Source organism: Sphingobium sp. TKS (genome assembly GCF_001563265.1).
Classification (GTDB): Bacteria; Pseudomonadota; Alphaproteobacteria; order Sphingomonadales; family Sphingomonadaceae; genus Sphingobium.
In genome coordinates this window covers 2,567,804-2,590,521 of the sequence record NZ_CP005083.1, presented here as the reverse complement: position 1 = coordinate 2,590,521, position 22,718 = coordinate 2,567,804, and the positions used below count along the sequence as shown (strand labels likewise).

Sequence of the window (22,718 nt, the reverse complement as noted above, 5' to 3'; positions counted from 1 at the left end):
CTTCGACTGCAACAGGATGGGCCTTCGCTTTCCGAACTGATGACGGCGCTCCCCGTGGCGACGCTGGTGGTGCGGCCGGACAACAGCATAGCCGACGCCAATGTTCGGGCGGAGACGCTGCTCAACATGGCGCGGTCGGCCATCGTCGGCAGCGACATATCGCGGACCATCCGCATGGCCGAAATGGGCGCGCGCTTCGACATCTGGCACAGCAACAAGCCGATCGCGGCCTATGATATCCGCGTCCATGCCGGGCGAACGGCGGAGATGGAGGTCGATCTGATGATCGCGCCCATCGTCGATCATGAGGGCTGGCGCGTGGTGTCGATTCACACGCAGAGCCAAGCGCGCAAGATCGGCCATCGGGGCACGGCGGGAGGCGCCCGCTCAGCCATGGGCGCAGCCGCGATCCTGGCGCATGAGATCAAGAACCCGCTGTCGGGCATAAGGGGCGCGGCGCAATTGCTGGAGTCGGGCAATGAAGGACGCGATGCTGCGCTGACGCAACTCATCTGCAATGAAGTGGACCGGATCGCAGCGCTGATCGACCGCATGCAGGATTTCACCACCGATCGGACGCTAGAGTGCCGGAGCGGGAACATCTATCCGCTGATCGATCGGGCGGCGAATATTGCCGCCGCAGGTTTTGCAAGAAATATCCGTATTACAAAAAGTTATGATCCATCCCTGCCATTTGCTAATATCAACGACGATGCGCTGGTGCAGGTGATGATCAACCTGCTCAAAAATGCCGCCGAAGCGCTGGAGCATAAGGAAAAGCCGCGTATCCGTGTTGAGACGGCGTTCCGTCATGGCGTGTCCGTCGTCGTCGGCAAGGGGAAGGGGAGCGCGGTCCTGCCGATCGAGATATTGGTCGTCGACAACGGGCCGGGCGTGCCGGAACATATATTGGACCATCTGTTCAATCCCTTCATCACCGGAAGGCGGGACGGAACGGGGTTGGGGCTTGCGCTGGTGGATAAGCTGGTGCGCGACATGAGCGGCTTCGTGCAATATTCGCGGGATCATGAGGCAGGGGAATCGACCTTCCGCATCCTGCTGCCGATGGGAATGGGATGATGGCGGCGACAGGCGCGATTTTGGTGGTGGATGACGATCCGGCAATCTGCGTGGTTGTTGGGGAAGCGCTGCGGCGGCAGGGGTACAGGGTCAAGACGGCGGCATCGATCCGGGAGCGCAGCGCGCTGTTGGACAGCTTCTCGCCGGACGTGCTGATCACTGACGTCATGCTGCCGGATGGCGACGGTCTGGACGGCATATCCGAGATATTGGAGCGCCGGCCGGCTCTCAACATCATCATCCTGTCGGCGCAGAACACGCTGAATACGGCGATACGCGCGACGGAAAAGGGCGCCTTCGAATATCTGCCCAAGCCCTTCGACCTCAATGAACTGACGCGGGCCGTGTCCGATGCGCTCGGCTCGGAGAAGGGCGGCGATGAGGAGGCTTCCGACGCTGGCCTGCCGCATGACGGCCTACCGCTGGTTGGACGCTCTCCGGCAATGCAGGAAGTCTATCGGACGATCGCGCGCGTGTTGTCCAACGATCTCAGCATATTGGTGCTGGGCGAATCCGGAACCGGCAAGGAACTGGTGGCTGAGGCGATCCACAGCCTGGGTCAGCGGCGAACCAAGCCCTTCGTGCCGATCAACATGGCCGCCATCCCGCGCGAGCTGATCGAGGCGGAGCTGTTCGGTTACGAAAAGGGCGCCTTTACCGGCGCCCATGCCCGGACCGCCGGCAAGTTCGAGCAGGCGCAGGGCGGCACTTTGTTCCTGGACGAGATAGGCGATATGCCGATGGAGGCGCAGACACGGCTGCTCCGGGTTCTGCAATCGGGCGAGGTTACGACCGTCGGCGGCTCGAAATCGGTCAAGGTCAATGTCCGCATCATCGCGGCCACCAACAAGGAACTGCCCAGGCTGATCGAGGAAAACCGCTTTCGGCAGGATCTGTACTACCGGCTGAACGTGGTACCCATCGCCCTGCCGGCGCTGCGCGAGAGGCGGGAGGACGTGATCCTGCTTGCCCGCCATTTTCTCGACCGGGCGGCGCAGGACGGGCTGCCGCGCAAATCGCTGTCCGAGGATGCGGCCCAGTTGCTGATGGCCTATCATTGGCCCGGCAATGTCCGCGAACTGCAAAATTTAATGCAGCGGCTGGCGGTGCTGAGCCGCGAAAATGTGATAACCGCCGACATGCTGCGCAACAGCCTGCCGCTGGACGCGGTGCCCGCCGATTATGCGGCCCCCGCCGACCTGTTGGGCCAGGCGGTGCGGGAATGGGCGAAGCGGCAATTGGGCATCGGCCTCACCCAGCCCAACCGCAATTTGCATGATGATCTGCTGGCGGTGGTCGAGCCGATATTGTTCCAGGAGACGTTGGCGAGCGTGGACGGGAATCAGATCCGCGCCGCGGGGCTGCTGGGCATCAATCGGAACACGCTGCGCAAGAAGCTGACCGACTATGGCCTCGACCCCTTGCAGCTTCGGATAGGCGATTGAGCGGCGGCAGGACGAACCGCCCACTCTTTTCGACCGGAAGCCATGCATCTGCCAATTACTGTGTTTGATCGGGCACATTAATGTTGTAACCAAGCCACTATGGAAGGCGCAGTGACTCTCCCCGTGCGGGGCCGGGCATGGAAAAGGCATTTCCCCCCCTTCCTGCGCCGTCGTCTGGCCGTGGTGGTGGAGGCGGTGACGCTCATCCTGTTTCTCGGGATGGCGGGCATCACCTATTTCCTGCTGGCGGGGCAGGGGCAGTCCTATACGCTGCTGACGCCGCCGATCGTGGCGTTGCTGCTGGTCGCCAATCTGGTGCCCGCTATCGCTTTGCTAGTGCTGCTCGGACGACGCGTGGCGAAACGGCGCGCGGCGCAGTCCGCCATCGGCAGCGACGGACAGTTGCACGTCCGGCTGGTGGCGATCTTCTCCATCGTTGCCAGCGTGCCGATGCTGTTGGTGGTGATCTTCGCGTCGCTGCTGTTCCAATATGGCGTCCAGTTCTGGTTTTCCGACAGCGCGCGCGGCATGCTGCAAAATGCGAGCGATCTGGCACGCGGCTATTATGAACAGAATTTGCGCGACGTGCGCGACGAAACCGTCACTATGGCTAGCGATCTGCGCGATTATCTGAGCCAGTCGAAGGTTTCCAGCCCTCGCTTTGCAGAGGGCTATATCTACCAGGTCGTGACGCGGAAGTTGAACCGGTCCGCAATTATCGAGATCGGCAAGGATGGCGTGGCGCGCACGGCGGCAACGGTCGATCCGGAAAGCCGCCCGGTTTCCGAAATGCTCACCCCCGATGTGGTGAAGCGGTTGGAGGCGGGAGAGGATGTCGTGGTCGCCGCCAAGCCCAACCAGATCGAGGCGGTGACGCTGCTCTATCCGAATGCGAAAATCTATCTCTACGCCACGCGCGATTCCGGTTCGACGGCGTTCAGCAATGTCGAGCGGGCGCAAAAGGTGTTGTCGGATTACGACATTTTTGCTGCGCAATCCCGTGCCTTGCAGTTGCGCTTCAACATCATGCTGTTCGTGGGATCGCTGCTGCTGGTGGGCGTGGCGGTCTATATCGCGCTGAAGGTCGCTGACTGGATGGTGCGGCCGGTCAACGAACTGGTGATGGCGGCGCGGCGGATCACGGCCGGCGATCTGTCGGCGCGTGTGACCAGCCCGCAGAGCCGGGACGAGATCGGCACGCTGGCGTCCGCCTTCAACCGGATGACCCAGCGGCTGGAGGCGCAGACGGGCGCTCTGGTGGCGGCGAACAGCCAGCTCGATGAACGCCGCGCCTTTATCGAGGCGATTCTGTCGGGCGTATCGGCTGGCGTGCTCTCGGTGGATAGAGACGGGATCATCCTGCTGCTCAACAGTTCGGCGGCGGACATATTGGTGCGGGAAGGCGATGATCCGGTGGGGCGTCCGCTGACCGATGTGTCGCAGGAACTGGCGGGGTTGATAGCATCAGAGGAAGATGCCGGGATCGTGCAGATCCGCGCGCATGGCGATGTGCGCACGCTGGCCGTCAAGGTGTCGGAGGACGCCTCCCGCCACATCCTGACGTTCGACGATATCACCCAGCAACTTTCGGACCAGCGGCGGGCAGCCTGGTCCGACGTGGCGCGGCGGATCGCGCATGAAATCAAGAATCCGCTGACCCCGATCCAGCTCGCCGCCGAGCGGCTGCAGCGCCGCTATGCCGAGGAAGTCACGAGCGACAAGGCCACCTTCACCCGCCTGACCGGCACCATCGTCCGGCAAGTGGGCGATTTGCGGCGGATCGTGGATGAATTCTCCTCCTTCGCGCGCATGCCCAAGCCGGTGTTCCGGCGGGAGCGGGTGGACGATATCGCCCGGCACGCGCTGTTCCTGCACGAAGTCGCGCATCCGGATATCCGTTTCGAATATCGTTCCGTCGACGCCGATGTGGAATTGGTCTGCGATCGGCGGCAATTGGGACAGGCGCTCACCAACATCGTCAAGAATGCGGTGGAGGCGATCGAGCCAAAGCCGGCCGCCGATGACGGCCAGTGGCGCGGCCATGTGCGCATGACGGTGGAGCATGACGAGGGGAATCTGCTGATCGCGGTGCAGGATAATGGCATCGGCTTGCCCCCTGAGCGGGAGCGCATTTTGGAACCCTATATGACCACCCGGAGCAAGGGCACTGGCCTGGGCCTCGCCATCGTCAAGAAGATTGTCGAGGAACATATGGGTGAAATCCGCTTCGAAGATGCCGAAGGCGGTGGGGCGCGCGTGACGCTGCGTTTCCCGGTCGTGGCGCTTGAAAAACTGGAAGAGGGGCAGGTGATCGCCTTGCCCAAAGGAAAAGTGACAGCCAATGGCGCTTGATATTCTGATAGTCGATGACGAAGAGGACATTCGCGATCTGGTGGCGGGTGTGCTGGAGGATGAGGGTTTCGCCACCCGCACCGCCGCCAACAGTGACAGTGCGATCGAAGCGCTGGATGCACGGCGGCCTTCGCTGGTGCTGCTGGACGTGTGGCTTCAGGGTTCGAAGCTCGATGGTCTGGAATTGCTGGACGAGATCAAGCGCCGTGATGCGAGCATTCCGGTGCTGATGATCTCCGGCCATGGCAATATCGACACCGCCGTCGCCGCCATTCGCAAGGGGGCCGCGGACTTCATCGAAAAGCCGTTCGAGGCGGACCGGCTGCTGCATCTGGTATCGCGGGCGACGGAAACCGAAAGGCTGCGGCGCGAGAACCAGGTGTTGCGCGCTCGTTTCGGGCAGGATGATGAGCTGACCGGCACTTCGGCGGCGATCAATTCTGTGCGGGCAACCATCAAGAAGGTAGCGGGCACCGGCAGCCGCGTGCTGATCTCGGGCCCCGCCGGTGTGGGCAAGGAAGTCGCGGCGCGCATGCTCCATAGCTGGAGTGGGCGGGCCGATGCCCCCTTCATCATCGTCGCCGCTGCGCGCATGGACCCGGATCGGGTGGAAGAGGAACTGTTCGGCGTCGAGGATCCGAGCGGACTGGTGCGTCCCGGCTATCTGGAGCAGGCGCATGGCGGCACGCTCTATCTCGATGAAATTGCCGACATGCCGCTCACCACCCAGGCGAAGATCCTGCGCGTGCTGACCGATCAGAGCTTTACCCGCGTCAGCGGGCAGCGGCAGGTGAAGGTGGATGTGCGCGTCATTTCCTCGACCGCCCTCAATCTGGCGAGCGAGATCGAGGAACGCCGCTTCCGCGAGGACCTGTTCTATCGGCTGAACGTCGTGCCGCTCGTGATCCCGCCGCTGGCCGAACGGCGCGACGATATTCCGCCGCTGGTCGAACATTATCTGGCGCGCTTCGCTGCGGAGCGCCGGGTTCCGCCGCCTGAAATCGCCAGCGACGCCATGGCCGCGCTGCAGGCCAATGAATGGCCGGGCAATGTTCGCCAGCTCCGCAACGTCATCGAACGCACGATGATCCTGGCGCCCGGCGAGCGGATCGGACGGATCGAGCTGGACATGCTGCCCGCCGAACTCACCAGCAACGGCAATTCGGAGGGCATGGGGCAGTCCGCGATCATGGGCGCGCCGCTGCGTGAGGCGCGGGAGAGCTTCGAACGCGAATATCTGCGCATCCAGATCCGGCGCTTTTCCGGCAACATCTCCCGCACCGCCACCTTCATCGGTATGGAGCGGTCCGCGCTCCACAGGAAATTGAAATTGTTGGGTATTACGGACGGCAAGGACGGTTGATCGCTTTCACCCAATCAGGGCATGGACGGCTCTTCGCAATTGCGGTAGGTTTGCCCTGCTTCCGACAGGCGGGAGCAGGCAAGACACTCTGCCCAGGGGTGCGAGAGCGGGTAACGTCCCGCCAATAAAGGAATGGTGAAGACCATGGCCGACAAAGTGAACAACCTTCAAGACATCTTCCTGAACAGCCTGCGCAAGAGCAAGACCCCGGTGACCATGTTCCTGGTCAAGGGCGTGAAGTTGCAGGGCATCATCACCTGGTTCGACAATTTCTCCGTGCTGCTGCGGCGGGATGGCCAGTCGCAACTGGTGTACAAGCATGCGATTTCGACCGTCATGCCGGCGCAACCCATGGATCTGACCGAATTGCGCAAGGCCAGCGACGGCAATGGCAAGTCGAAGCTGCTCCAGGAAATCTTCCTGAGCGCGGTGCGCAAGTCCGGCAGCCCCGTCACCATGTTCCTGGTGAACGGCGTCATGTTGCAGGGCGAAATCGCGGCCTTCGACCTGTTCTGCATGTTGCTGGAGCGGGACGGCATGGTCCAGCTCGTCTACAAACATGCGATCTCGACGGTGCAGCCATTGCACGCGATCGACCTCACTGGCGAAGGTGAGGGCGAGGATTGAACGCTTTTTCTTGGCGTCGCTCGGTTTCCGATGAAGCCGGCCGGGGCCGGAAGCGTTAAGCCTCCATGGCCGTTTTCAACCGAGATTCCGCTGACGAAGTGTCGCGTGGCGCGCGTGCCATTGTCGTGCGCGCCGATGTCCATGGTCCGGAGCGTCGCGACAGCGATGCGCGGCTGGAGGAGGCGAGGGGGCTTGCCCTCGCCATTGGCATCGACGTGCGGGCGGCGCAGGCCTTTCGCGTGCGCGACCGCAAGCCTGCAACCTTGTTCGGCAGCGGGCAGGTGGATCAGATCGCGACGCTGGCGAGGTCCGAAGAGGCTGAGCTGGTCATTGTCGACAATGCGCTGAGTCCCGTGCAGCAGAGCAATCTGGAAAAGGCGACCGAAACCAAGGTCATCGACCGGACCGGCCTGATCCTGGAAATTTTCGGTGAGCGAGCGGCGACCAACGAAGGGCGGCTTCAGGTCGAACTGGCGCATCTCGACTATCAGGCGGGGCGGCTGGTGCGTAGCTGGACTCACCTTGAGCGGCAGCGGGGCGGCTTTGGTTTCCTGGGCGGTCCCGGTGAAACGCAGATCGAGGCCGACCGCCGGATGATCCGCGACCGGATGGCAAAAATCCGCCGCGAGCTGGATCAGGTAACGAAGACGCGCGGGCTGCATCGAGCCAGGCGGCAACGGGCGCCCTGGCCGGTGATCGCGCTGGTCGGCTATACCAATGCGGGTAAGTCCACGCTGTTCAACCGGATGACCGGCGCTGACGTCATGGCAGAGGATCTGCTGTTCGCGACGCTCGATCCGACCATGCGGCAGATTGCCTTGCCGGGACTGGACAAGGCCATTCTGTCGGACACGGTGGGCTTCGTTTCGGATCTGCCGACGCAATTGATCGCCGCATTCCGCGCAACGCTGGAAGAAGTGCTGTCGGCCGATCTGATCGTCCATGTGCGCGACATAGCCCATCCCGACAGCGATGCGCAGCGCGATGACGTTATCGACGTGCTGAGCGAACTGGGCGTGGCCGGGGAGGGCGCGCTCGAAGCGGGCGAGGGCAATGAGCCGCCGCCGATCATCGAGGCCTGGAATAAGCTGGACTTGCTGGATGATGATGCGGTGGCGCTGGCGCGTGAGGCGGCGGCGAGGCGCGATGACGTCGTGATCCTGTCGGCCTTGACCGGGGAGGGCGTCGATGGTCTTCAACGGACGATCAGCGCACGGCTGACGTCAGGCGCGCAGGTTCATCAGTTGCGTGTATCGCTGGCGGATGGCGCGGCGATGGCCTGGTTGCACGAGCATGGCGAAGTCATCGGCAGCCAGTCCCAGGGCGATGATATGCTGGTCGACGTCAGACTGTCGGACTCGGCACTGGCGCGGTTCGTCAAACGCCGGGGAAATTGAGCGGCGGCGGGATCAGGGCTGCTTCAACAACCGCTTCGCCTGCTGCCATAGAGCTTCTTTCTGATCGAGGGTAAGACCAGGAAAATCATCTCCCGCAAGCTTTTCCATGACGCGGAAACGCTTGTCGAACTTGGCGTTGGCGGCGCGTAGGGCGACCTCGGGGTCGACCTTCAAATGGCGGGCGAGGTTGACCGCGGCAAACAGGAGGTCGCCCACTTCCTCCTCCCGATCCATCTGAGAGGTTGCCGCCTGCACTTCGCCCAGTTCTTCCTCGATCTTCTCGATGACTCCGCCGATATCGGGCCAGTCGAAACCCGTGCGAGCAGCGCGTTTCTGGAGCTTCTCGGCGCGGAGCAGAGCGGGCAAGGCGACAGCCACTCCGGCAAGCGCGCTGGGATCAGGCTCCTTGTCTGCACGTTCGGCTGCTTTGATCGCTTCCCATTGGGAATGGCCGTCTTCGCGGGCGGTGCCGTCACCGAAGACATGCGGGTGGCGGCGGATCATCTTTTCCGTGATGCCGTCGATCACATCCTGCAGCGCGAAATGGCCGCTTTGTTCGGCCATGCGGCTGTGAAAGGCGACCTGCAGCAGCAGATCGCCCAGCTCGTCGCGCAAGGCCGCCATATCGTCGCGCTCTATGGCGTCGGCAACCTCATAGGCTTCCTCGATCGTATAGGGTGCGATGCTCGCGAAATTCTGTTCGATGTCCCAAGGGCACCCGGTTTCGGGATCGCGGAGCCGAGCCATGACATTGGCAAGCGGCATGATGTCGGCTGGACTGGCCTTGCTGGAAGAAGACATGCGGAGCCTTGGATTGATGAGATGGAGAAAGAGATAGGGCTTCGGGGGAGCAAAGGCCAGCCTCACGCAAAGGCATCGCTGTTCCTGCCGGTTAGAGAAGACACTTTCTGTCCCCGATAGAAATGACACTCTTGAGGACAGCAGGGGCTGCGCGGAGCCATCGGCCTAGCGCAGCGCAGACCCTGCTGAGAGCGTAACATGGAGGGGAGGGACGCGGACCCGCTGCGCAAGCAGCGGGCTCGGTCAGAACCGGTCGAACAGTCTCAGCGGGCCTTCACAAACTCCAGCGTGCCGCGCGCTTGCAGCTCGGCCCGGCTGAGCCGTGGACCGCGCTTGAGTTTTGGGCCGCCCAGGCGACGGCGATCAACCTTTACCGGCGCTTCGGGCTCGGGAAAGAGATGGGCGGGCTGATCACGGCGGGCAGGGGCATTGTTGTTGCGCTGCCGGTGATGCGGCGCAATCGCCTGGATCTGCTTCGCCAGCATCAGTGCCGCGTCCAGATGCTTGTTGTCGACAATGGCCGGTTGATTGATCCGGGGCATCTTGTCGAACAGGCGATAGGGAAGGACCTGCCCCTCATGACGGATCTCGATCTTGCCGTCAGGATATTCGCAGATGTGGACACGCTTACCTACCAGAGCCTTGCTGATCGCAGTAGGCTCCAGAATGAACAGAACCTTGTTGTAATGCAGCGTCAGTGCCTTTGAAATCTTCCGCTTTTCGCGCCAGACCATGATCGCGCGTAGATCGTCCTGCGGTGCCAGAGGGCGATGCAGATCACGACTGTCTGCCGCTGGGCGAGCAAAGCGCCGATTGTGCCGAACCATATAGCTTGGCAGAAAGGCGTTCGCTTCTTCGATCGACGAGATACCTTCCAGCCGCATCGCCTTGACCAGCCGGTCCTGCAATGTGCCGTTGGCTCGTTCGACCCGGCCTTTGGCCTGTGGCGAGTTGGCGCAGATGATCTCGATGTTCAGCGCATCAAGCGCGCGGCCGAAATGCGTCATGCCATCGCCCTTCGCCGTCGCCTTGGCATTGCGGAAGACCGAGTGCTTGTCGGAATAGAAGGCCACCGGCTTGCCGTGCCGCTCGATATATTCGCGCGTCGCTACCATGTAGCAAAAGGTGCTTTCGCTCTCGACCATCTGGAGATGCAGCAGCTCGCTGGTCGCGTCGTCAATGTAGACGAGCAGCGTGCATTTCGGACCGCGATCCTCGAACCAGTCATGCTTCGAACCGTCAATCTGGACCAGCTCGCCACGGCACTCCCGGCGATGGCGCGGTTGATAGGGGCGAGAACGACGCGCGGCGCGATCCTGCCAGATTCCCGCCTCGATCATCATCTGCCGCAGCGTCTCACAGCCCACCGAAATGTCGTGACGTTCCGCCAGATATTCTCGGGCCAGGGTCGGTCCGAAATCCGCATAATGCGTGCGGACGATCGTAAGGACGCGCTCGCGAAAGGCATCGCTGTGACGCCGGTTGCTCGGCCGACCACGCTTGCGCGACACCAGGCCTGAAGCGCCTTCGGCGCGCAGACGTTCCAACAATCGGAAAATCTGCCGGCGCTTCAAGCCCAGCAGCGTGGCCGCATCCTCAACCCGAAGCGCGCCGCGCTCCACGCGCATCAATGTGTCAAACCGCAAAAGCTCGCCATGGCTCATCGCCACCACCGTCATAAGCGCGTCCTCCCGAACTGCCAGGAGGACCATGCCACCGAGCTCTGCTAAGGACGCCCAAGGGTGTCATTTCTATTCAGCAGAGGGGTGTCATTTCTATCCGGCGCTTACAATCGCATAGTTCGATAATATATATTATGTTAAATCCATAACAATCCGCCCAGGTTCAATCCTCCAATATCTGGCTGTGCCGCTGGGTATCCCGCATTCGAATATAGACGACCAACGAGATGCCGATCATCACCGTGACATAGATATAGAATGCCTGCTCCATCCCGATCTGCTTGAACCACAGCGCGACGAATTCCGCCGTGCCGCCGAACAAGGTATTGGCCAGCGCATAAGGCAGCGCAACCCCCAATGCCCGGATATGCGCCGGAAAAAGCTCCGCCTTCACGACCGCGTTGATCGAGGTGTAGCCGGTGACGATGATCAAACCGACCATCACGAGCAGGCCCGCAATAAACGGGTTCTTGGTGACGGCCAGCGTCGCGAAGATCGGATAAGTGCCGATCACGCCCAATATGCCGAAGCCGATCATCAAAGGCTTACGGCCGATGCGATCGGAGAGCGCGCCTGCAAGCGGTTGAATCAGCATGAAAAGAAAAAGCGTTATCCCATTGATCTGAGACGCTATTTCTCGACTGAGACCGCTGGTGTTGACCAGGAATTTCTGCATGTAGATGGAATAGGCATAGAAAGCGATTGTCCCCCCCGCCGTCAGCATCATCACCGTCAGCGTTTCGCGAGGATGCCGCGTAATGAGTTCGACAAAGCCGGATTTGGGCGCGCCTTCAGCTTTAGCGACGGCAAAGCTTTGGGTTTCAGAAAGGCCGCGCCGCAGCCAGAAGACGACAATGGCCAGCGCTCCGCCGATCAGGAACGGAATGCGCCATCCCCAGGCGTCCAGTTCGGCTTCGCTTAGCATGGCCTGGAGCAGCAGCAGGACGCAGATGGCGACAAGTTGTCCCGCGATCAGCGTGACATATTGGAAACTGGAATAAAAACCGCGCCGGCTGCGTCCGGCCATTTCGGACAGATAGGTTGCGCTGGCGCCATATTCTCCGCCGATGGACAGCCCCTGCATCAGCCGGGCAAGGACCAGCAGCAAAGGCGCGCCCACACCGATAGTCGCATAGGATGGCGTCACCGCGATCAGCAGCGAGCCCGCGCACATCAACGCGACCGAGAGGGTCAGACCGCTTTTGCGGCCATGACGATCGGCATAGATTCCCATCAACCACGCGCCGATCGGTCGCATCAGAAAGCCGACCGCAAAGATTCCCGCTGCGCTCAGCAGTTGGGCCGTGCGATCTTCGTTGGGGAAGAAATGCTGTGCGAAATAGAGGGTGAAGGCCGAATAGGCGTACCAGTCATACCATTCGACCAGATTGCCGGTGGAGCCGCCGATAATGGCCTTCAGGCGCTCCCGCTGATTGGGCGCCGCAAGCGGTGACGTCATGGGGTCAGCACCATTTCACCGTCCTGCACTGCCCAGCTTTTCAGGCGCGAAAGCATGTTCATGCCGATCACATTGACATCCCCGAAGGCAGGAGAAATGACGATGTCGATATCGCTGGCACGGATCGGACCGATGGCCAGGGTCGCTATGGTGGAGCGTTTTGCGTCGATCTTGCCGTTCGCGGTCATCATGCTGACGCCGGGAGCATTGAGGTCAAAATTGAGCCCGGATGCCCGAGCCGAGGTTACGGACAAGGCCGTGACGCTTGCGCCGCTATCGATCAGGAAACGGGTCGGCGTGCCGTTGACCATGCCTTCCACCCAATAATGTCCATCCGCCGCGATGGGAATGCGCAACGCCTGCCCCTCCGCTCGCGCAGGGGGCAATGGTGCGGGCGCGTCACTGCTCGACAATGATGAGGACTCGCCCCCTTCCCCGCTCATGCGGCCGGAAAACAGGCCGAATTTCTCACCGGTCTTGAACAGGCCGAGCAGCGCGGCAAAGATGACGATCCAAAGTATCGCCATGCGCATGAGACCGCCCGACGGCGCGCGTCGGGCCAAGAGGGCCGATCCGACCAGGACAAGCGCCAGCACATACCAGAGACTGGACATTGCCTGATCGCCATCCATGCTTCCACCCCGCCTTCTACGTCCCGCCCAGTTCGGCTACCAGACCGTCATAGCCCGGTTCCACCCCTTCCGGGAGTGTCCGGCGCAAGGTGGCATAGTCCATGCTCTGGTCCATATGGATCAATATGGCACGTCGGGGCCGCACGGCCTGCACGGCATCCATTGTAAGCGCCAGATGCGCATGGGTCGGATGCGGCTTTTCCCGCAAGGCATCGACCACCCAGATGTCCAGCCTGTCGTAAAGGGCCAGCATATCGACCGTCATGTCATGAAAGTCAGTGGCATAGCCAATAGAATGGCCATCATATGTAAAGCGAAACCCGGTGGAGAAGATTTCGCCATGGGGCTGATCGGTGCAGGCGATGCTGATATCCCCGATGCGCAGGCCGTCGGGCAGCGCATGGGCTTCGATCGTGGGATGATAGCCGTGGCGTCCCTCGAAAGCATAGCCGAAGCGTTCCCGGAGCAATCTGAGCGTCTGCGGCCGGGCATAGCCGGGCACGGGAGTACCGCGATGATGATAGAGCTGGCGGACATCGTCCAGGCCGTGGCTGTGGTCGGCATGGTCATGCGTCCACAGGATGGCATCGATATGAACCACCTCCGCCGCCAGCAATTGCGCGCGCATATCGGGCGAGGTGTCGATCAGAAGCCGCGTGGTTGGACTTTCGATCAGGATCGAGGCGCGGGTGCGTCGGTTTTTCGGTTCATCGGGATCGCAGGCGCCCCAGTCATTGCCGATCCGGGGAACGCCCGAGGAGGTGCCGCTGCCCAGGATGGTGAGCTTGAGGCTCATGCTGCGGATGTGGCTCCGACCTTGCTGAAAAGCTTGCGGAAATTCGCTGACGTCGCTTCGGCCAGTTGTTCGACGCTCTCTCCCCGCAGATTGGCGAGAAAGCGGGCGGTGTCGGCTACAAAGGCGGGTTCGCAGGACTTGCCGCGATGGGGGACTGGCGCGAGGAACGGAGAGTCGGTTTCGATAAGCAGCCTGTCGATCGGCAGTCGCGCGGCCGTTTCCTGCAAATCCCTGGCGTTCTTGAAGGTCACGATGCCGGAAATGCTGATATAGAAACCCAGTTCCATCGCAGCATCGGCAAAGGCGCCGCTGGCGGTGAAGCAGTGGATGAGGCCGCCATAAGCCCCCTTCCCCATTTCATCGCGCATGATGGCGAGCGTGTCATCCTCCGCATCGCGCGTGTGGACGATCAACGGCAGTCCCATTTCGCGGGACGCCGCGATATGGGAGCGGAAGCTGCGCTGTTGCCGTTCGCGATCGCTATGGTCGTAATAATAGTCCAGGCCGGTTTCGCCTATGCCCACGATACGCGGGTGGGCTGCGCGTTCGACCAGCTTGGCCGTGTCGACATGCGGATGTTCGTCTGCCTCATGCGGATGGATGCCGACGGTCGCCCAGACATCGGGTTCGCGCAGTGCCGTGCCCAACACATCGTCCCATTCGCTTTCACGCGTGGCAATGTTGAGCATCAGGCCAACACCGGCGCCGCGCGCCCGTTCGAGCACGTTCTGCTGATCCTCGATCAACCCTTTGTAATTCAAATGGCAGTGACTGTCGATCAGCATGGTTTCACGCCTCTTCGGCGGGCAATTCGAGGCGCGGGAAAAGTGGCTTGGGCGCGCCGAGGATGAAACCCACGGTGCGAAGCTGCGCGTACCAGTCGCTGCCGATGGCGGCATAATTCCGCCTTTCCCCTGCCACGCCCATCTGGTCGAGCAGGGCCGAGGCGCTGGCCGGGATGACCGGCTGGATCGTGATGGCGAGATGGGCGATGGCTTCGTACAGAGTGGCGAGCACTGCCTCCATCCGGGCGGGGTCGGTCTTGCGGAGCGTCCAAGGCGCCTGCGCGTCGATATAGGCGTTGCAGGCGAAGACCGCCCGCATCCATGCTTCGATGGCAACAGACGGCGCGAGATCGGCCATGGCGGCCTGGAAGGTCTGCGCGGCCTCAGCGATGGTCTTGAGGAGGTCGCTGTCGACATCCTGAGCGGCCGGTTCGGGCAGGCGGCCTTCAAGATTCTTGGCGATGAAGCTCAAGGTCCGCTGGGCCAGATTGCCGAAGCTGTTGGCAAGGTCGCTGTTGGAGCGGGCGACGATTGCCTCCGCGCTGTAGCTGCCGTCATTGCCGAAAGTGACTTCGGACAGCAGGAAATAGCGGAGCTGGTCCACACCGAAACGCTCGGCCAGTTCCATCGGATCGGCCACATTGCCCAGCGACTTGGACATTTTCTCACCTCGATTGAGGAGAAAGCCGTGGCCAAACACCTGTTTCGGCAAAGGCAGCTTCGCACTCATGAGAAAAGCTGGCCAATAAACCGTATGAAAACGCACGATATCTTTGCCGATGATGTGCGTGATATCGCCACCTTCCGACCAATAGCGGGCCATGCGTTCGGCGTCGTCCGGATAGCCGCAGCCGGTCAGATAATTGGTGAGCGCATCGACCCACACATACATCACATGTCCGTCGCTGCCGGGTACCTTCACGCCCCAGTCGAAGCTGGTGCGCGAGACGCTGAGGTCGGAAAGGCCGCCCTCAACGAAGCGCATGATCTCATTGCGTCGGCTGTCCGGCTGGATGAAATCCGGTTGGCTGGCGTATAGGTCCAGCAGTTTCTGCTGATAGGCGGACAGGCGGAAGAACCAGCTTTCCTCGACCGTCCATTCCACCGGCGTGCCCTGGGGCGAGAGTTTCTGCCCACCCTCCCCTTCGGTCAGTTCCTTCTCGTCGTAAAAGGCTTCGTCACGGACCGAATACCAACCCTCATAGCGGCCGAGATAGAGATCGCCATTGGCCTCCATCGCCTGCCAGATGGCCTGGCTGGCGCTGTGATGATCCGGCTCGCTGGTGCGGATGAAACGATCATAGCTGATATTCAGACCATCGTTCATAGCCTTGAAATAGCTTGCCATTTCGTCCGCCAACTCGCGCGGCTCCATATTCCGGTTGCGGGCTGTCTGGGCCATTTTCAGCCCATGTTCGTCCGTGCCGGTCTGGAAGAAGACATCGCGGCCCATCATCCGCTGGAAACGGGCAATCGCGTCGGTGGCGATCACCTCATAGGCATGGCCGATATGCGGGCGGCCATTGGGATAGCTGATGGCGGTGGTGATGGTGTAGGGCTTCGACATGGGCCTTCCCTAGCGATAGTTAGCCCTTGCGCAAAGCCGCTTTTCAGTGCGCGAGCGCCGCGACATGCCCGGCCAGTTCGAACACCACCGCGCTTGGTTCCAGCGACAGGATGATGGCGCCGCTGGCAAGCTGGCGGGCGGCTTCCCAATGGTCGAGCGCCTTGCCGAGGTCGCTCCCCTGCCGCTGGCGAGCCGCATCCGCGATGAAGGCAGGCGCGCGTTCCAGAAAGGCTTCGTAGCGGGGCCGCGCCGCTTTCGACGCAAGCGTCTTGGCGAGGAGCAGGCGCTGGCGGTTGCCCGGATCGCCATCTGCGGCAATCGCCAGGAGCGACTGTTCGATGTCCGCGATATTCAGGCCAGCATAACGCAATGCCTTGCCGGGCGAACCCTCTCCCGCGTGGATCAGGGCGTTCAATTCCTTTGCGGACAGCGCTTCATCCGCAGCGCGCAATATGGTGCGCATGGCGTCCTCGCCAAGCGTATCGAAGCGCAGCGTGCGGCAGCGGGAACGGATGGTCGGAAGCAGGCGGCCAGGCGCGTGACTGACCAGCAGGAACAGCATGTCGGCCGGCGGCTCTTCGAGATTTTTGAGCAGGGCGTTGGCGGCGCCGCGCTCCAGATCGTCCGCGCTGTCGATCACCACGATGCGGCGCGAGGACATGGACGGAGCCGACTGGATCAGGCGCTGGAGGCCACGGACCTGATCGACCGTGATGTTGCGCGCCGTGCCGCTCTCCTTTTCCAGGCAGTAAAGCTCGGCATAGTCGGGATGGGAATCGGCTTCGAACAGGCGGCGGATCGGATGATCCTGCGGCACGTCCAGCCCTTCGGCCGAAACCGGTGGCCCGGCTGCCTCCGCCAACAGGCGCAGCGCCATGGCGCGAGCGAAGCTCGCCTTGCCGATGCCGCGCGGGCCAGCCAGAATCCAGCCATGGTGCAGACGCCCGCTCCGCGCCGCGCTCAGCAATGTGCGCGCCTGTTCGTCATGGCCGAGCAGTGACGTCATGGCAGCAAATCCTGCAGCGCATGCAGCAAGCGCTCCGTCACCGCCTCGCTGTCGCCCGACGCATCTACCGTGAGGAAGCGCGTCGGCTCCTGCTCGGCAAAGCGCGTGAAAGCCCTGGCAACGGACTGATGAAAACTGCGATCGCGCCCGCCGATCCGGTCGGAGGCATCTCCATCCCGGGAGCGGGCCCGCGCCGTCGCTTCCGCCTCGGGTAAGGTGAGGAAGAGGGTGCGATCGGGCAGGAAGCCCTCGCTGCCGATCCGGTGGAGCGTCAATATGTCCGCATCGGTCAGTTCGCCCATGCCCTGATAGGCGCGGCTGCTGTCGAGAAAGCGGTCGGACAACACCCATGCGCCGCGATCCAGCGCAGGCCGGATCGACTTTTCGACATGGTCCGCACGGGCAGCGGCGAACAGCAGCGCTTCGGCGCGGGGACTCCAGCGATCGGCACCGCCGGTCAGCAGCAATGCGCGAATGGCTTCCGCACCTTCGCTGCCGCCCGGTTCGCGGGTTTCGACCACTTCCAGCCCGCGGGCGCGCAGTGCCGCGGCAAGCGCCCGGAGCTGGGTCGACTTGCCGGCCCCCTCCCCGCCTTCCAGAGAGATGAAGCGGCCCCTTGTCGTTCGAGTGGCCGTCACCCGAAGAACGACTTCAGCCCGTTCCACAGACGGCCGAATATGCCCGCTTCGGAGACTTCCTCGCCCGCTACCAGCGGCAGGATCTGCGGCGGGGTATCGGGCGTGGAGATGATCAACTGGGCAATCTTCTGCCCCTTGGCGATGGGCGCCTTGATCGGGCCGGTATAGGCAACCTTGACCGAGATGTTGGACGACGCCGCACGGGGCAGGGTCACGGCCATGTCCTGCGGCGCGACAAGCGCGACCTTGGTGGCGCTGCCGAGCTGGACTTCGGCGGTTTCCACCGTCTGTCCTTTCTTGAACAGCGGTTGCGCCTTCCATGCGCGGAAGCCCCAATCCATGAAGCGCACGGATTCGGCAATGCGCTGATTGGCGCTGGTAAGGCCGGCGACGACCATTACCAGACGGCGGCCTTCCTGTTCGGCCGATCCGGTGAAGCCATAGCCCGCTTCCTCGGTATGGCCGGTCTTGAGCCCGTCGGCGCCCGCCACCTTGCCAAGAATGGGATTGCGGTTGCCCTGCTCGATATCCGCGCCGCCCATCGTCTTGCCCCAGGTGAAGGCGCGCGTGGCGTAGAATTTCTTGTAGAGCCCGGGCGTTTCCTCGATCGTCGCTTCGGCCAGGCTCGCGAGGTCGGCGGCGGTCACATAGGTCACGCCTTCGTCCGGCCAGCCGTTGCTGGTGCCGAAATTGCTGTTCTTGAGGCCTAGGCGCTTCGCCTCCTGATTCATCAGCGCGACGAAGGCCTGCTCGGTTCCGGCAATGCCCTCCGCCAGCACGACGCAGGCGTCATTGCCCGAGAGGGTGACGATGCCATGCAGCAGATTTTCCACCGACACCTGCTCGCCGGGGGAAAGGAACATGGTCGAACCGGCCTGGGGGCCGTGCCATTGCTGCCAGGTTTCCGGGCGGACCGTGAATTTCTGGTCGAGCTTCAGGTCGCCCTTCTGGATCAGACGGAAGGCGACGTGGACCGTCATCATCTTCGCCATGGAAGCGGGCGGCATTCGCGTCTCGCCGCCCTTGTCATAGAGGACGGCGCCCGAGGAAAGGTCCTTCAGATAGGCGATCGGCGCTTCGCCGGTATAGGGCGGTGCGGCGGCGGTCAGCGGCTGGGACAGCAACCCGACGAAAAGGAGGGCGGCGATGGACTTCTTCATGCGGGACTGCCTTCGGACTGGTGGATTCTTCGAGTGCCTTGCGCTTTCATTAGCCATGAGAGGGCCGATCTCAAAGCGCTCTATTGCTTCACCGCATCGGCCAGCAGGCCGACCGACAGGGCGTAGAAGTTCGAGCAATTATAATCGAGGATCGCCCGGTAATTGCTGGTGAGCAGATAAGCGGTCTTGCCCGGACCATCGGGTTCCAGCAGCGTCGCCATCACTCCGTCGCCGGGCCAGCTTCCGCCAGTCGGCACAACCCCCATGCGCCGCCATTCGGCCATGTTGAGCCAGCGGCTGTGCCGGTTGAACACGCGCTCGCAACGGGCCGGATTGGTGCGCGCGGCGATGCTTGCGCGATCGAGGTTGACGGGCACGGACACGGCGACGCCCCAGGGCTGACCCCGCCGCCATCCGGCATGGACGAAATAATTGGCGATGGATGCGAGCGCGTCGGCTTCGCTATTCCAGATGTCGACCCGACCGTCGCCATCGCCATCCTTGCCCAGCCGCAGATAGACGCTGGGTAGGAATTGGGGATAGCCCGTCGCCCCTGCCCAACTGCCCACCAGTCGGCTGCGCGGGACGCCATTGTCCAGCATCTTGAGCGTCGCGAGCAATTCCGGCTCGAACAGCGTCCGCCGGCGCCCTTCATAAGAGAGGGTCGCGAGGGAACGGATCAGGTCGAAATCGCCGGTGTAGGAACCGTAATTGGTTTCATGGCCGTAAATGGCGACCATGACCTCCTCCGGCACGCCGGTTTCCGCCTCGATCCTGGCCAGCCGGGCGCGATTGGCGAGATAGGCGGTGCGACCCCGGCTGATGCGCGCCGCATCGACATGTTGCTGGCGATAGGGCTCGAAATTGGGGATCGGCGCATAAATGCTGCCGCCGGGCTGGGTTTGATCGAGTTGAACCACGCGCGGATTGGGCGTCAGGCCCGGAAACACGCTGTCCAGGGTCGCGTCCCGTATGCCCAGAGCGCGAGCCCTGGGACGAAGGGATTCGAGATATGCGCGAAAGGCGACATCCTCCTGCGCCATGACGCTGTCGGCCGTCAGGCTGCCCGCCATGACGGCAGCCAGTCCCAGCAACAGCGACATGATCGACGAACGCATTGAAGAATCTCCTTATCCCCTTTTGTTGCACAGGGATGCCGTGGCGTGAATCCCCTTATTGGCGCATGACGCCATTCCAGCGCCGAAAGCGCCTTCCTGCGATTTTGCTCTTGGCATGGCCGCCGGGTTCGCTAGGAAGCGTGGCAACGGACAGGTGGCCGAGTGGTTTAAGGCAGCGGTCTTGAAAACCGCCGTGGGTTTACGCTCACCGTGGGTTCGAATCCCACCCTGTCCGCCAATTGCCATTGATTTAATTGATAGTTTTTTAACCGAGGGGCAATGTTACCATAAACGCTCCCCGATAGATCGGGCGCTAGGCGCTTAGCCTCACTATGCCGCCGGAACGCGATTGCAGATTGCGCAGGCCAGATCGGGCAACTTTTCCGGCTGGTGCGGGTGCAGTTCGATACACACCCTACGCGACAAATCGCGGCTGGAAATGGCAGGGAACTGCGCATTCCCAGCAATGGCAGCTTCCCCGTCGAAAATGACTGGTGACGGGCGATTGACCGAAAGGGCCGAAAAGCGGGGGATGCGCGCCAGCCAAACTCAAGTCATGGCGTTTCGCGCACCAGCCGCGCAATTTCCTTCACGTATCGGGCCGCTGCCTTAGCCTTTGCAGAATAGCCGCCATGCTTGCGGGCGTTATGGTTGCCTCTAGGTGCGCCGGGATTCGTGCCGCCGTGCATCCTGCAACGCCGCTTCCCCTTCACTGCCGGGGATTGGCAAGCCGTTCCCGAGCGGGTCCGGGCTAGGCAGCGCGGTGATTTTGCCAGCCGTGCCGGTTGCATTGGATTGTTTGACTGATTTTCCATTTTCCCGGTCCCCCGCATGCTGGTGGAAATGATCGGCAACCACGGCCTGCCCGCCTTCGTTCACATGCACATGCTTGACGGTTTGTTCGCGCGGCTGGTGCAGCCTTGCCAGCGCCTCCAGCGTGGAGCGGCAGGCAGCTTGGGCCTTGAGCGCCAGCCGCATGTATCTATCCGCCGCGTCGGGATAGTGCCCCATGTTGTTGCCTGAGCGCCGGGCCATGTCGGTAAAGAGCGCGTCCAGCGAGATCGCTTGCGAGGTGAAAATGCGGCTGGCCAGTGATAGGTCGCCTTTCATGGCCCGCTGAATTTCCTCCGCCAGCACGGCGCTGCTTTCGGCAATATCTGGCTTGAGTTGGTCGCCAAACATTTGCGAGCCGAACGACATTGCCAGATTGGCGTTGCGGGTTTGCGGGTCCATCGTGATCCGCGCCAGCGTTCGCCCGATTTTTTCGTCCGCCCGCTTTTCGACTTCGAGCTTGCCGGTTTCGCCCGGTGCCACCAGTCCATCGCCGGGATTGGCCTTCGCCTTTTTCGCCATTGTCAGTCCTTTGCCTTGCGCGCCTTTGCGCCGATGTTTTGAGAGGTTCCGCAACGCTTGCCGATCACGCGCCCGCCCGGCTCCAGCCGCTCCAGGCCGAATTGTGACGCTGCCTCAGGGCTTGCGCCTTTCAGGACATAGGCAAGCGCCGCCTCCAGATTGACTGCGTGGAGATCGGGATTACCCGCCTCCAGCCCCAGCCGCCCGCCTATCGGTTTGCTGTGGATCACGCGCGCCCGGTAAGGCTGCCCGGTGATCCGGCGAAGCCAGCCCCGTTGCAGCGCCGTAACAACGGGCACCAAATCGGAAGGCACATGGGCGAGCAAGTGACAGTGCCCGCCTTTGTCATGGCCGTTGCCGGGCACATTCTCATGCGTCCAGAGCCATGCCGTGCCGCTGCCATGCCGGGCCAGTGCCTTTTTCAACAGATCGGTAAAGCGATAGGTCGCCTTCGCCATGCCCGCCAATGGCACTCCAGCCGCCTGCCAGTGAATCGAGATCATGCGCGTGACTGGCAGCCCGATTTTTTCGGCATGGCGCTCAGCGGCCCTTAGATTGCCAATTTGAGCGGCTGTCAGGGCATGGCTTTGCCGGTCAGCACGGTTACGCGCGCCGCCCCTGCCAGTGCCTCCAGCGGAAAGGGCTGCCACACCAGAGGTAAGGTTATTAATCGCAAGCGCCGTGCCATTTCCAGTAATCGGCGGATTTGCGGGCGATTGCGGCTGGAGCGGTGCAATTGAAACTCCACCGAAACCGCTTTCCCGGTGGAGTTTCAAAGCGCCGCCATGCCGGGCGCTATTGTGCGGCTTGGGCATGGCGGCAGAGATCATGCGGCAATCCAGACAATGGCCAGCTTGCCGGTGCTATTCGGTCTGCGCTGCCCGCTGTCACGGATAAGCCCCTTGCGCCTCAATTCGCTGGTGCGCGGCTGGATAGACCAACGGTCCATATCGAGCCGTGCCGCCAGTTCATCGGCGGTAAGGCCGTGCGCGCCAGCATCGCGGATTGCGCCCTCTGCCATGCGCTGGAGCCGCCCCAGCTTGGGCGCTATGTCGTTGGCAGCGGCAATCGAGGTTTCCACGTTCCGGTGCCCCGGTGCATCGGGATAGGTGCTCATTCCGCGCCTCCCTCTGCCATCGGCGGCAAGCCCGCACGGTCCAGCAGCTTCGCAAGCCAATCGGCCTGCGCTTCGCTCATGGGCGTGGAATCGACGGCAAGCTGGCCAAGGAATTGCCCGGCCTTCCGGCTCAGGCGGCTGGTGCCGTTTAGCAGGGCAAGCGCCGCTGCCCGGTGATCGGGAAAGGGTCGCTCAGTCATTGCAACGGCCCTCCCCAAAGCAGAGCCGCGCCATATCCCGCGCCATCCAAGGCGACAGGCAGAAACGGGCCGCAAGCATTTGCGCCCGCCAGTCCGATGCGGTAGAGGAGGAATGCAACCAGCCGCCAAGTTGATTGCGC

Annotated in this window: 22 protein-coding genes and 1 tRNA gene; 7 read left to right on the top strand and 16 right to left on the bottom strand. The window is 62.4% G+C overall.

Translation table 11 applies throughout. The annotated features are described in order from the left end of the window. The first annotated feature begins 39 nt into the window (after positions 1-39). The 6 genes from K426_RS12950 (at position 40) to hflX (ending at position 8,264) form a co-directional block, all read left to right on the top strand. Positions 40-1,080, top strand: a complete 1,041-nt coding sequence (locus K426_RS12950; RefSeq protein ID WP_237230060.1) for a two-component system sensor histidine kinase NtrB — start codon at positions 40-42, stop codon at positions 1,078-1,080. Next, positions 1,080-2,525, top strand: a complete 1,446-nt coding sequence (ntrC, locus tag K426_RS12945) for a nitrogen regulation protein NR(I) (protein ID WP_066561743.1) — start codon at positions 1,080-1,082, stop codon at positions 2,523-2,525. Before K426_RS12950 ends, ntrC begins: the two co-directional genes overlap by 1 nt. Before the next feature lie 99 nt (positions 2,526-2,624). Further along, positions 2,625-4,877, top strand: a complete 2,253-nt coding sequence (locus tag K426_RS12940; protein WP_066557678.1) for a sensor histidine kinase — start codon at positions 2,625-2,627, stop codon at positions 4,875-4,877. Further along, complete coding sequence (gene ntrX, locus K426_RS12935; RefSeq protein WP_066557676.1) at positions 4,867-6,240, top strand: nitrogen assimilation response regulator NtrX; 1,374 nt, start codon at positions 4,867-4,869, stop codon at positions 6,238-6,240. Before K426_RS12940 ends, ntrX begins: the two co-directional genes overlap by 11 nt. A 132-nt stretch (positions 6,241-6,372) precedes the next feature. Then, a complete protein-coding gene (gene hfq / locus K426_RS12930) occupies positions 6,373-6,867 on the top strand; it encodes an RNA chaperone Hfq (protein ID WP_254911549.1) in 495 nt (164 codons plus the stop codon). Positions 6,868-6,932: 65 nt separating this feature from the next. Further along, positions 6,933-8,264: a GTPase HflX gene (gene hflX / locus K426_RS12925; protein WP_066557671.1), complete on the top strand. Its 1,332-nt coding sequence runs from the start codon at positions 6,933-6,935 to the stop codon at positions 8,262-8,264. Between the two features lie 12 nt (positions 8,265-8,276). Here hflX and mazG read toward each other — a convergent pair whose 3' ends face one another. From mazG to K426_RS12870, 11 genes are all read right to left on the bottom strand, one after another. Continuing rightward, complete coding sequence (gene mazG / locus K426_RS12920) at positions 8,277-9,065, bottom strand: nucleoside triphosphate pyrophosphohydrolase (protein ID WP_066557669.1); 789 nt, start codon at positions 9,063-9,065, stop codon at positions 8,277-8,279. 263 nt (positions 9,066-9,328) lie between these two features. Further along, positions 9,329-10,744: an ISNCY family transposase gene (locus K426_RS12915; protein WP_066561740.1), complete on the bottom strand. Its 1,416-nt coding sequence runs from the start codon at positions 10,742-10,744 to the stop codon at positions 9,329-9,331. 166 nt (positions 10,745-10,910) lie between these two features. Next, positions 10,911-12,206, bottom strand: a complete 1,296-nt coding sequence (locus tag K426_RS12910; protein ID WP_066557664.1) for an MFS transporter — start codon at positions 12,204-12,206, stop codon at positions 10,911-10,913. After that, positions 12,203-12,838: a retropepsin-like aspartic protease family protein gene (locus K426_RS12905; RefSeq protein WP_066557663.1), complete on the bottom strand. Its 636-nt coding sequence runs from the start codon at positions 12,836-12,838 to the stop codon at positions 12,203-12,205. Before K426_RS12905 ends, K426_RS12910 begins: the two co-directional genes overlap by 4 nt. 16 nt (positions 12,839-12,854) lie before the next feature. Continuing rightward, the gene (locus K426_RS12900) at positions 12,855-13,634 is read right to left on the bottom strand and encodes an MBL fold metallo-hydrolase (protein ID WP_066557661.1); all 780 of its coding nucleotides are present in this window, start codon (positions 13,632-13,634) and stop codon (positions 12,855-12,857) included. Beyond that, on the bottom strand, positions 13,631-14,419 hold the full coding sequence (locus K426_RS12895; RefSeq protein ID WP_066557659.1) for a TatD family hydrolase: 789 nt from the start codon (positions 14,417-14,419) through the stop codon (positions 13,631-13,633). Before K426_RS12895 ends, K426_RS12900 begins: the two co-directional genes overlap by 4 nt. Positions 14,420-14,423: 4 nt before the next feature. Beyond that, positions 14,424-15,986 (bottom strand): methionine--tRNA ligase, encoded by a 1,563-nt coding sequence (gene metG / locus K426_RS12890; RefSeq protein WP_066557658.1) that lies wholly within the window; start codon positions 15,984-15,986, stop codon positions 14,424-14,426. A gap of 43 nt (positions 15,987-16,029) precedes the next feature. Beyond that, the gene (locus K426_RS12885; RefSeq protein ID WP_066557652.1) at positions 16,030-16,992 is read right to left on the bottom strand and encodes an AAA family ATPase; all 963 of its coding nucleotides are present in this window, start codon (positions 16,990-16,992) and stop codon (positions 16,030-16,032) included. After that, on the bottom strand, positions 16,989-17,630 hold the full coding sequence (gene tmk / locus K426_RS12880; RefSeq protein WP_066557650.1) for a dTMP kinase: 642 nt from the start codon (positions 17,628-17,630) through the stop codon (positions 16,989-16,991). Before tmk ends, K426_RS12885 begins: the two co-directional genes overlap by 4 nt. Beyond that, the gene (locus K426_RS12875) at positions 17,627-18,790 is read right to left on the bottom strand and encodes a D-alanyl-D-alanine carboxypeptidase family protein (RefSeq protein ID WP_066557644.1); all 1,164 of its coding nucleotides are present in this window, start codon (positions 18,788-18,790) and stop codon (positions 17,627-17,629) included. The genes tmk and K426_RS12875 overlap by 4 nt, the downstream gene beginning before the upstream one ends. 80 nt (positions 18,791-18,870) lie before the next feature. After that, positions 18,871-19,908: a lytic murein transglycosylase gene (locus tag K426_RS12870; RefSeq protein WP_066557642.1), complete on the bottom strand. Its 1,038-nt coding sequence runs from the start codon at positions 19,906-19,908 to the stop codon at positions 18,871-18,873. A 148-nt stretch (positions 19,909-20,056) separates the two neighbouring features. Here K426_RS12870 and K426_RS12865 point away from each other — a divergent pair. Then, positions 20,057-20,146: transfer RNA gene (locus K426_RS12865), tRNA-Ser, on the top strand. Between the two features lie 316 nt (positions 20,147-20,462). Here K426_RS12865 and K426_RS33095 read toward each other — a convergent pair. From K426_RS33095 to K426_RS12845, 5 genes are all read right to left on the bottom strand, one after another. Continuing rightward, the gene (locus K426_RS33095) at positions 20,463-20,621 is read right to left on the bottom strand and encodes a hypothetical protein (protein ID WP_443018191.1); all 159 of its coding nucleotides are present in this window, start codon (positions 20,619-20,621) and stop codon (positions 20,463-20,465) included. Next, entirely contained in the window at positions 20,566-21,261 is a 696-nt protein-coding gene (locus tag K426_RS31825; protein WP_158511746.1) for a hypothetical protein, read from the bottom strand. The genes K426_RS33095 and K426_RS31825 overlap by 56 nt, the downstream gene beginning before the upstream one ends. Positions 21,262-21,263: 2 nt before the next feature. Further along, positions 21,264-21,764 (bottom strand): hypothetical protein, encoded by a 501-nt coding sequence (locus K426_RS12855; protein ID WP_066557641.1) that lies wholly within the window; start codon positions 21,762-21,764, stop codon positions 21,264-21,266. Positions 21,765-22,087: 323 nt separating this feature from the next. Beyond that, positions 22,088-22,378: a hypothetical protein gene (locus K426_RS12850; RefSeq protein ID WP_066557639.1), complete on the bottom strand. Its 291-nt coding sequence runs from the start codon at positions 22,376-22,378 to the stop codon at positions 22,088-22,090. Next, positions 22,375-22,578 (bottom strand): hypothetical protein, encoded by a 204-nt coding sequence (locus tag K426_RS12845; protein WP_066557636.1) that lies wholly within the window; start codon positions 22,576-22,578, stop codon positions 22,375-22,377. The genes K426_RS12850 and K426_RS12845 overlap by 4 nt, the downstream gene beginning before the upstream one ends. Positions 22,579-22,718 lie beyond the last annotated feature (140 nt).

Coding starts and splice junctions, on each gene's coding strand:
- K426_RS12870 (WP_066557642.1), bottom strand. CDS start 19,908: ATGCGTTCGTCGATCATGTCGCTGTTGCTGGGACTGGCTGCCGTCATG.
- hflX (WP_066557671.1), top strand. CDS start 6,933: ATGGCCGTTTTCAACCGAGATTCCGCTGACGAAGTGTCGCGTGGCGCG.
- K426_RS12950 (WP_237230060.1), top strand. CDS start 40: ATGACGGCGCTCCCCGTGGCGACGCTGGTGGTGCGGCCGGACAACAGC.
- metG (WP_066557658.1), bottom strand. CDS start 15,986: ATGTCGAAGCCCTACACCATCACCACCGCCATCAGCTATCCCAATGGC.
- K426_RS12845 (WP_066557636.1), bottom strand. CDS start 22,578: ATGACTGAGCGACCCTTTCCCGATCACCGGGCAGCGGCGCTTGCCCTG.
- ntrC (WP_066561743.1), top strand. CDS start 1,080: ATGGCGGCGACAGGCGCGATTTTGGTGGTGGATGACGATCCGGCAATC.
- K426_RS12855 (WP_066557641.1), bottom strand. CDS start 21,764: ATGATCTCGATTCACTGGCAGGCGGCTGGAGTGCCATTGGCGGGCATG.
- mazG (WP_066557669.1), bottom strand. CDS start 9,065: ATGTCTTCTTCCAGCAAGGCCAGTCCAGCCGACATCATGCCGCTTGCC.
- ntrX (WP_066557676.1), top strand. CDS start 4,867: ATGGCGCTTGATATTCTGATAGTCGATGACGAAGAGGACATTCGCGAT.
- K426_RS12885 (WP_066557652.1), bottom strand. CDS start 16,992: ATGACGTCACTGCTCGGCCATGACGAACAGGCGCGCACATTGCTGAGC.
- K426_RS12910 (WP_066557664.1), bottom strand. CDS start 12,206: ATGACGTCACCGCTTGCGGCGCCCAATCAGCGGGAGCGCCTGAAGGCC.
- K426_RS12895 (WP_066557659.1), bottom strand. CDS start 14,419: ATGCTGATCGACAGTCACTGCCATTTGAATTACAAAGGGTTGATCGAG.
- K426_RS31825 (WP_158511746.1), bottom strand. CDS start 21,261: ATGGCGAAAAAGGCGAAGGCCAATCCCGGCGATGGACTGGTGGCACCG.
- K426_RS12850 (WP_066557639.1), bottom strand. CDS start 22,378: ATGAGCACCTATCCCGATGCACCGGGGCACCGGAACGTGGAAACCTCG.
- K426_RS12905 (WP_066557663.1), bottom strand. CDS start 12,838: ATGGATGGCGATCAGGCAATGTCCAGTCTCTGGTATGTGCTGGCGCTT.
- K426_RS12875 (WP_066557644.1), bottom strand. CDS start 18,790: ATGAAGAAGTCCATCGCCGCCCTCCTTTTCGTCGGGTTGCTGTCCCAG.
- K426_RS12900 (WP_066557661.1), bottom strand. CDS start 13,634: ATGAGCCTCAAGCTCACCATCCTGGGCAGCGGCACCTCCTCGGGCGTT.
- K426_RS12940 (WP_066557678.1), top strand. CDS start 2,625: ATGGAAGGCGCAGTGACTCTCCCCGTGCGGGGCCGGGCATGGAAAAGG.
- K426_RS12915 (WP_066561740.1), bottom strand. CDS start 10,744: ATGACGGTGGTGGCGATGAGCCATGGCGAGCTTTTGCGGTTTGACACA.
- hfq (WP_254911549.1), top strand. CDS start 6,373: ATGGTGAAGACCATGGCCGACAAAGTGAACAACCTTCAAGACATCTTC.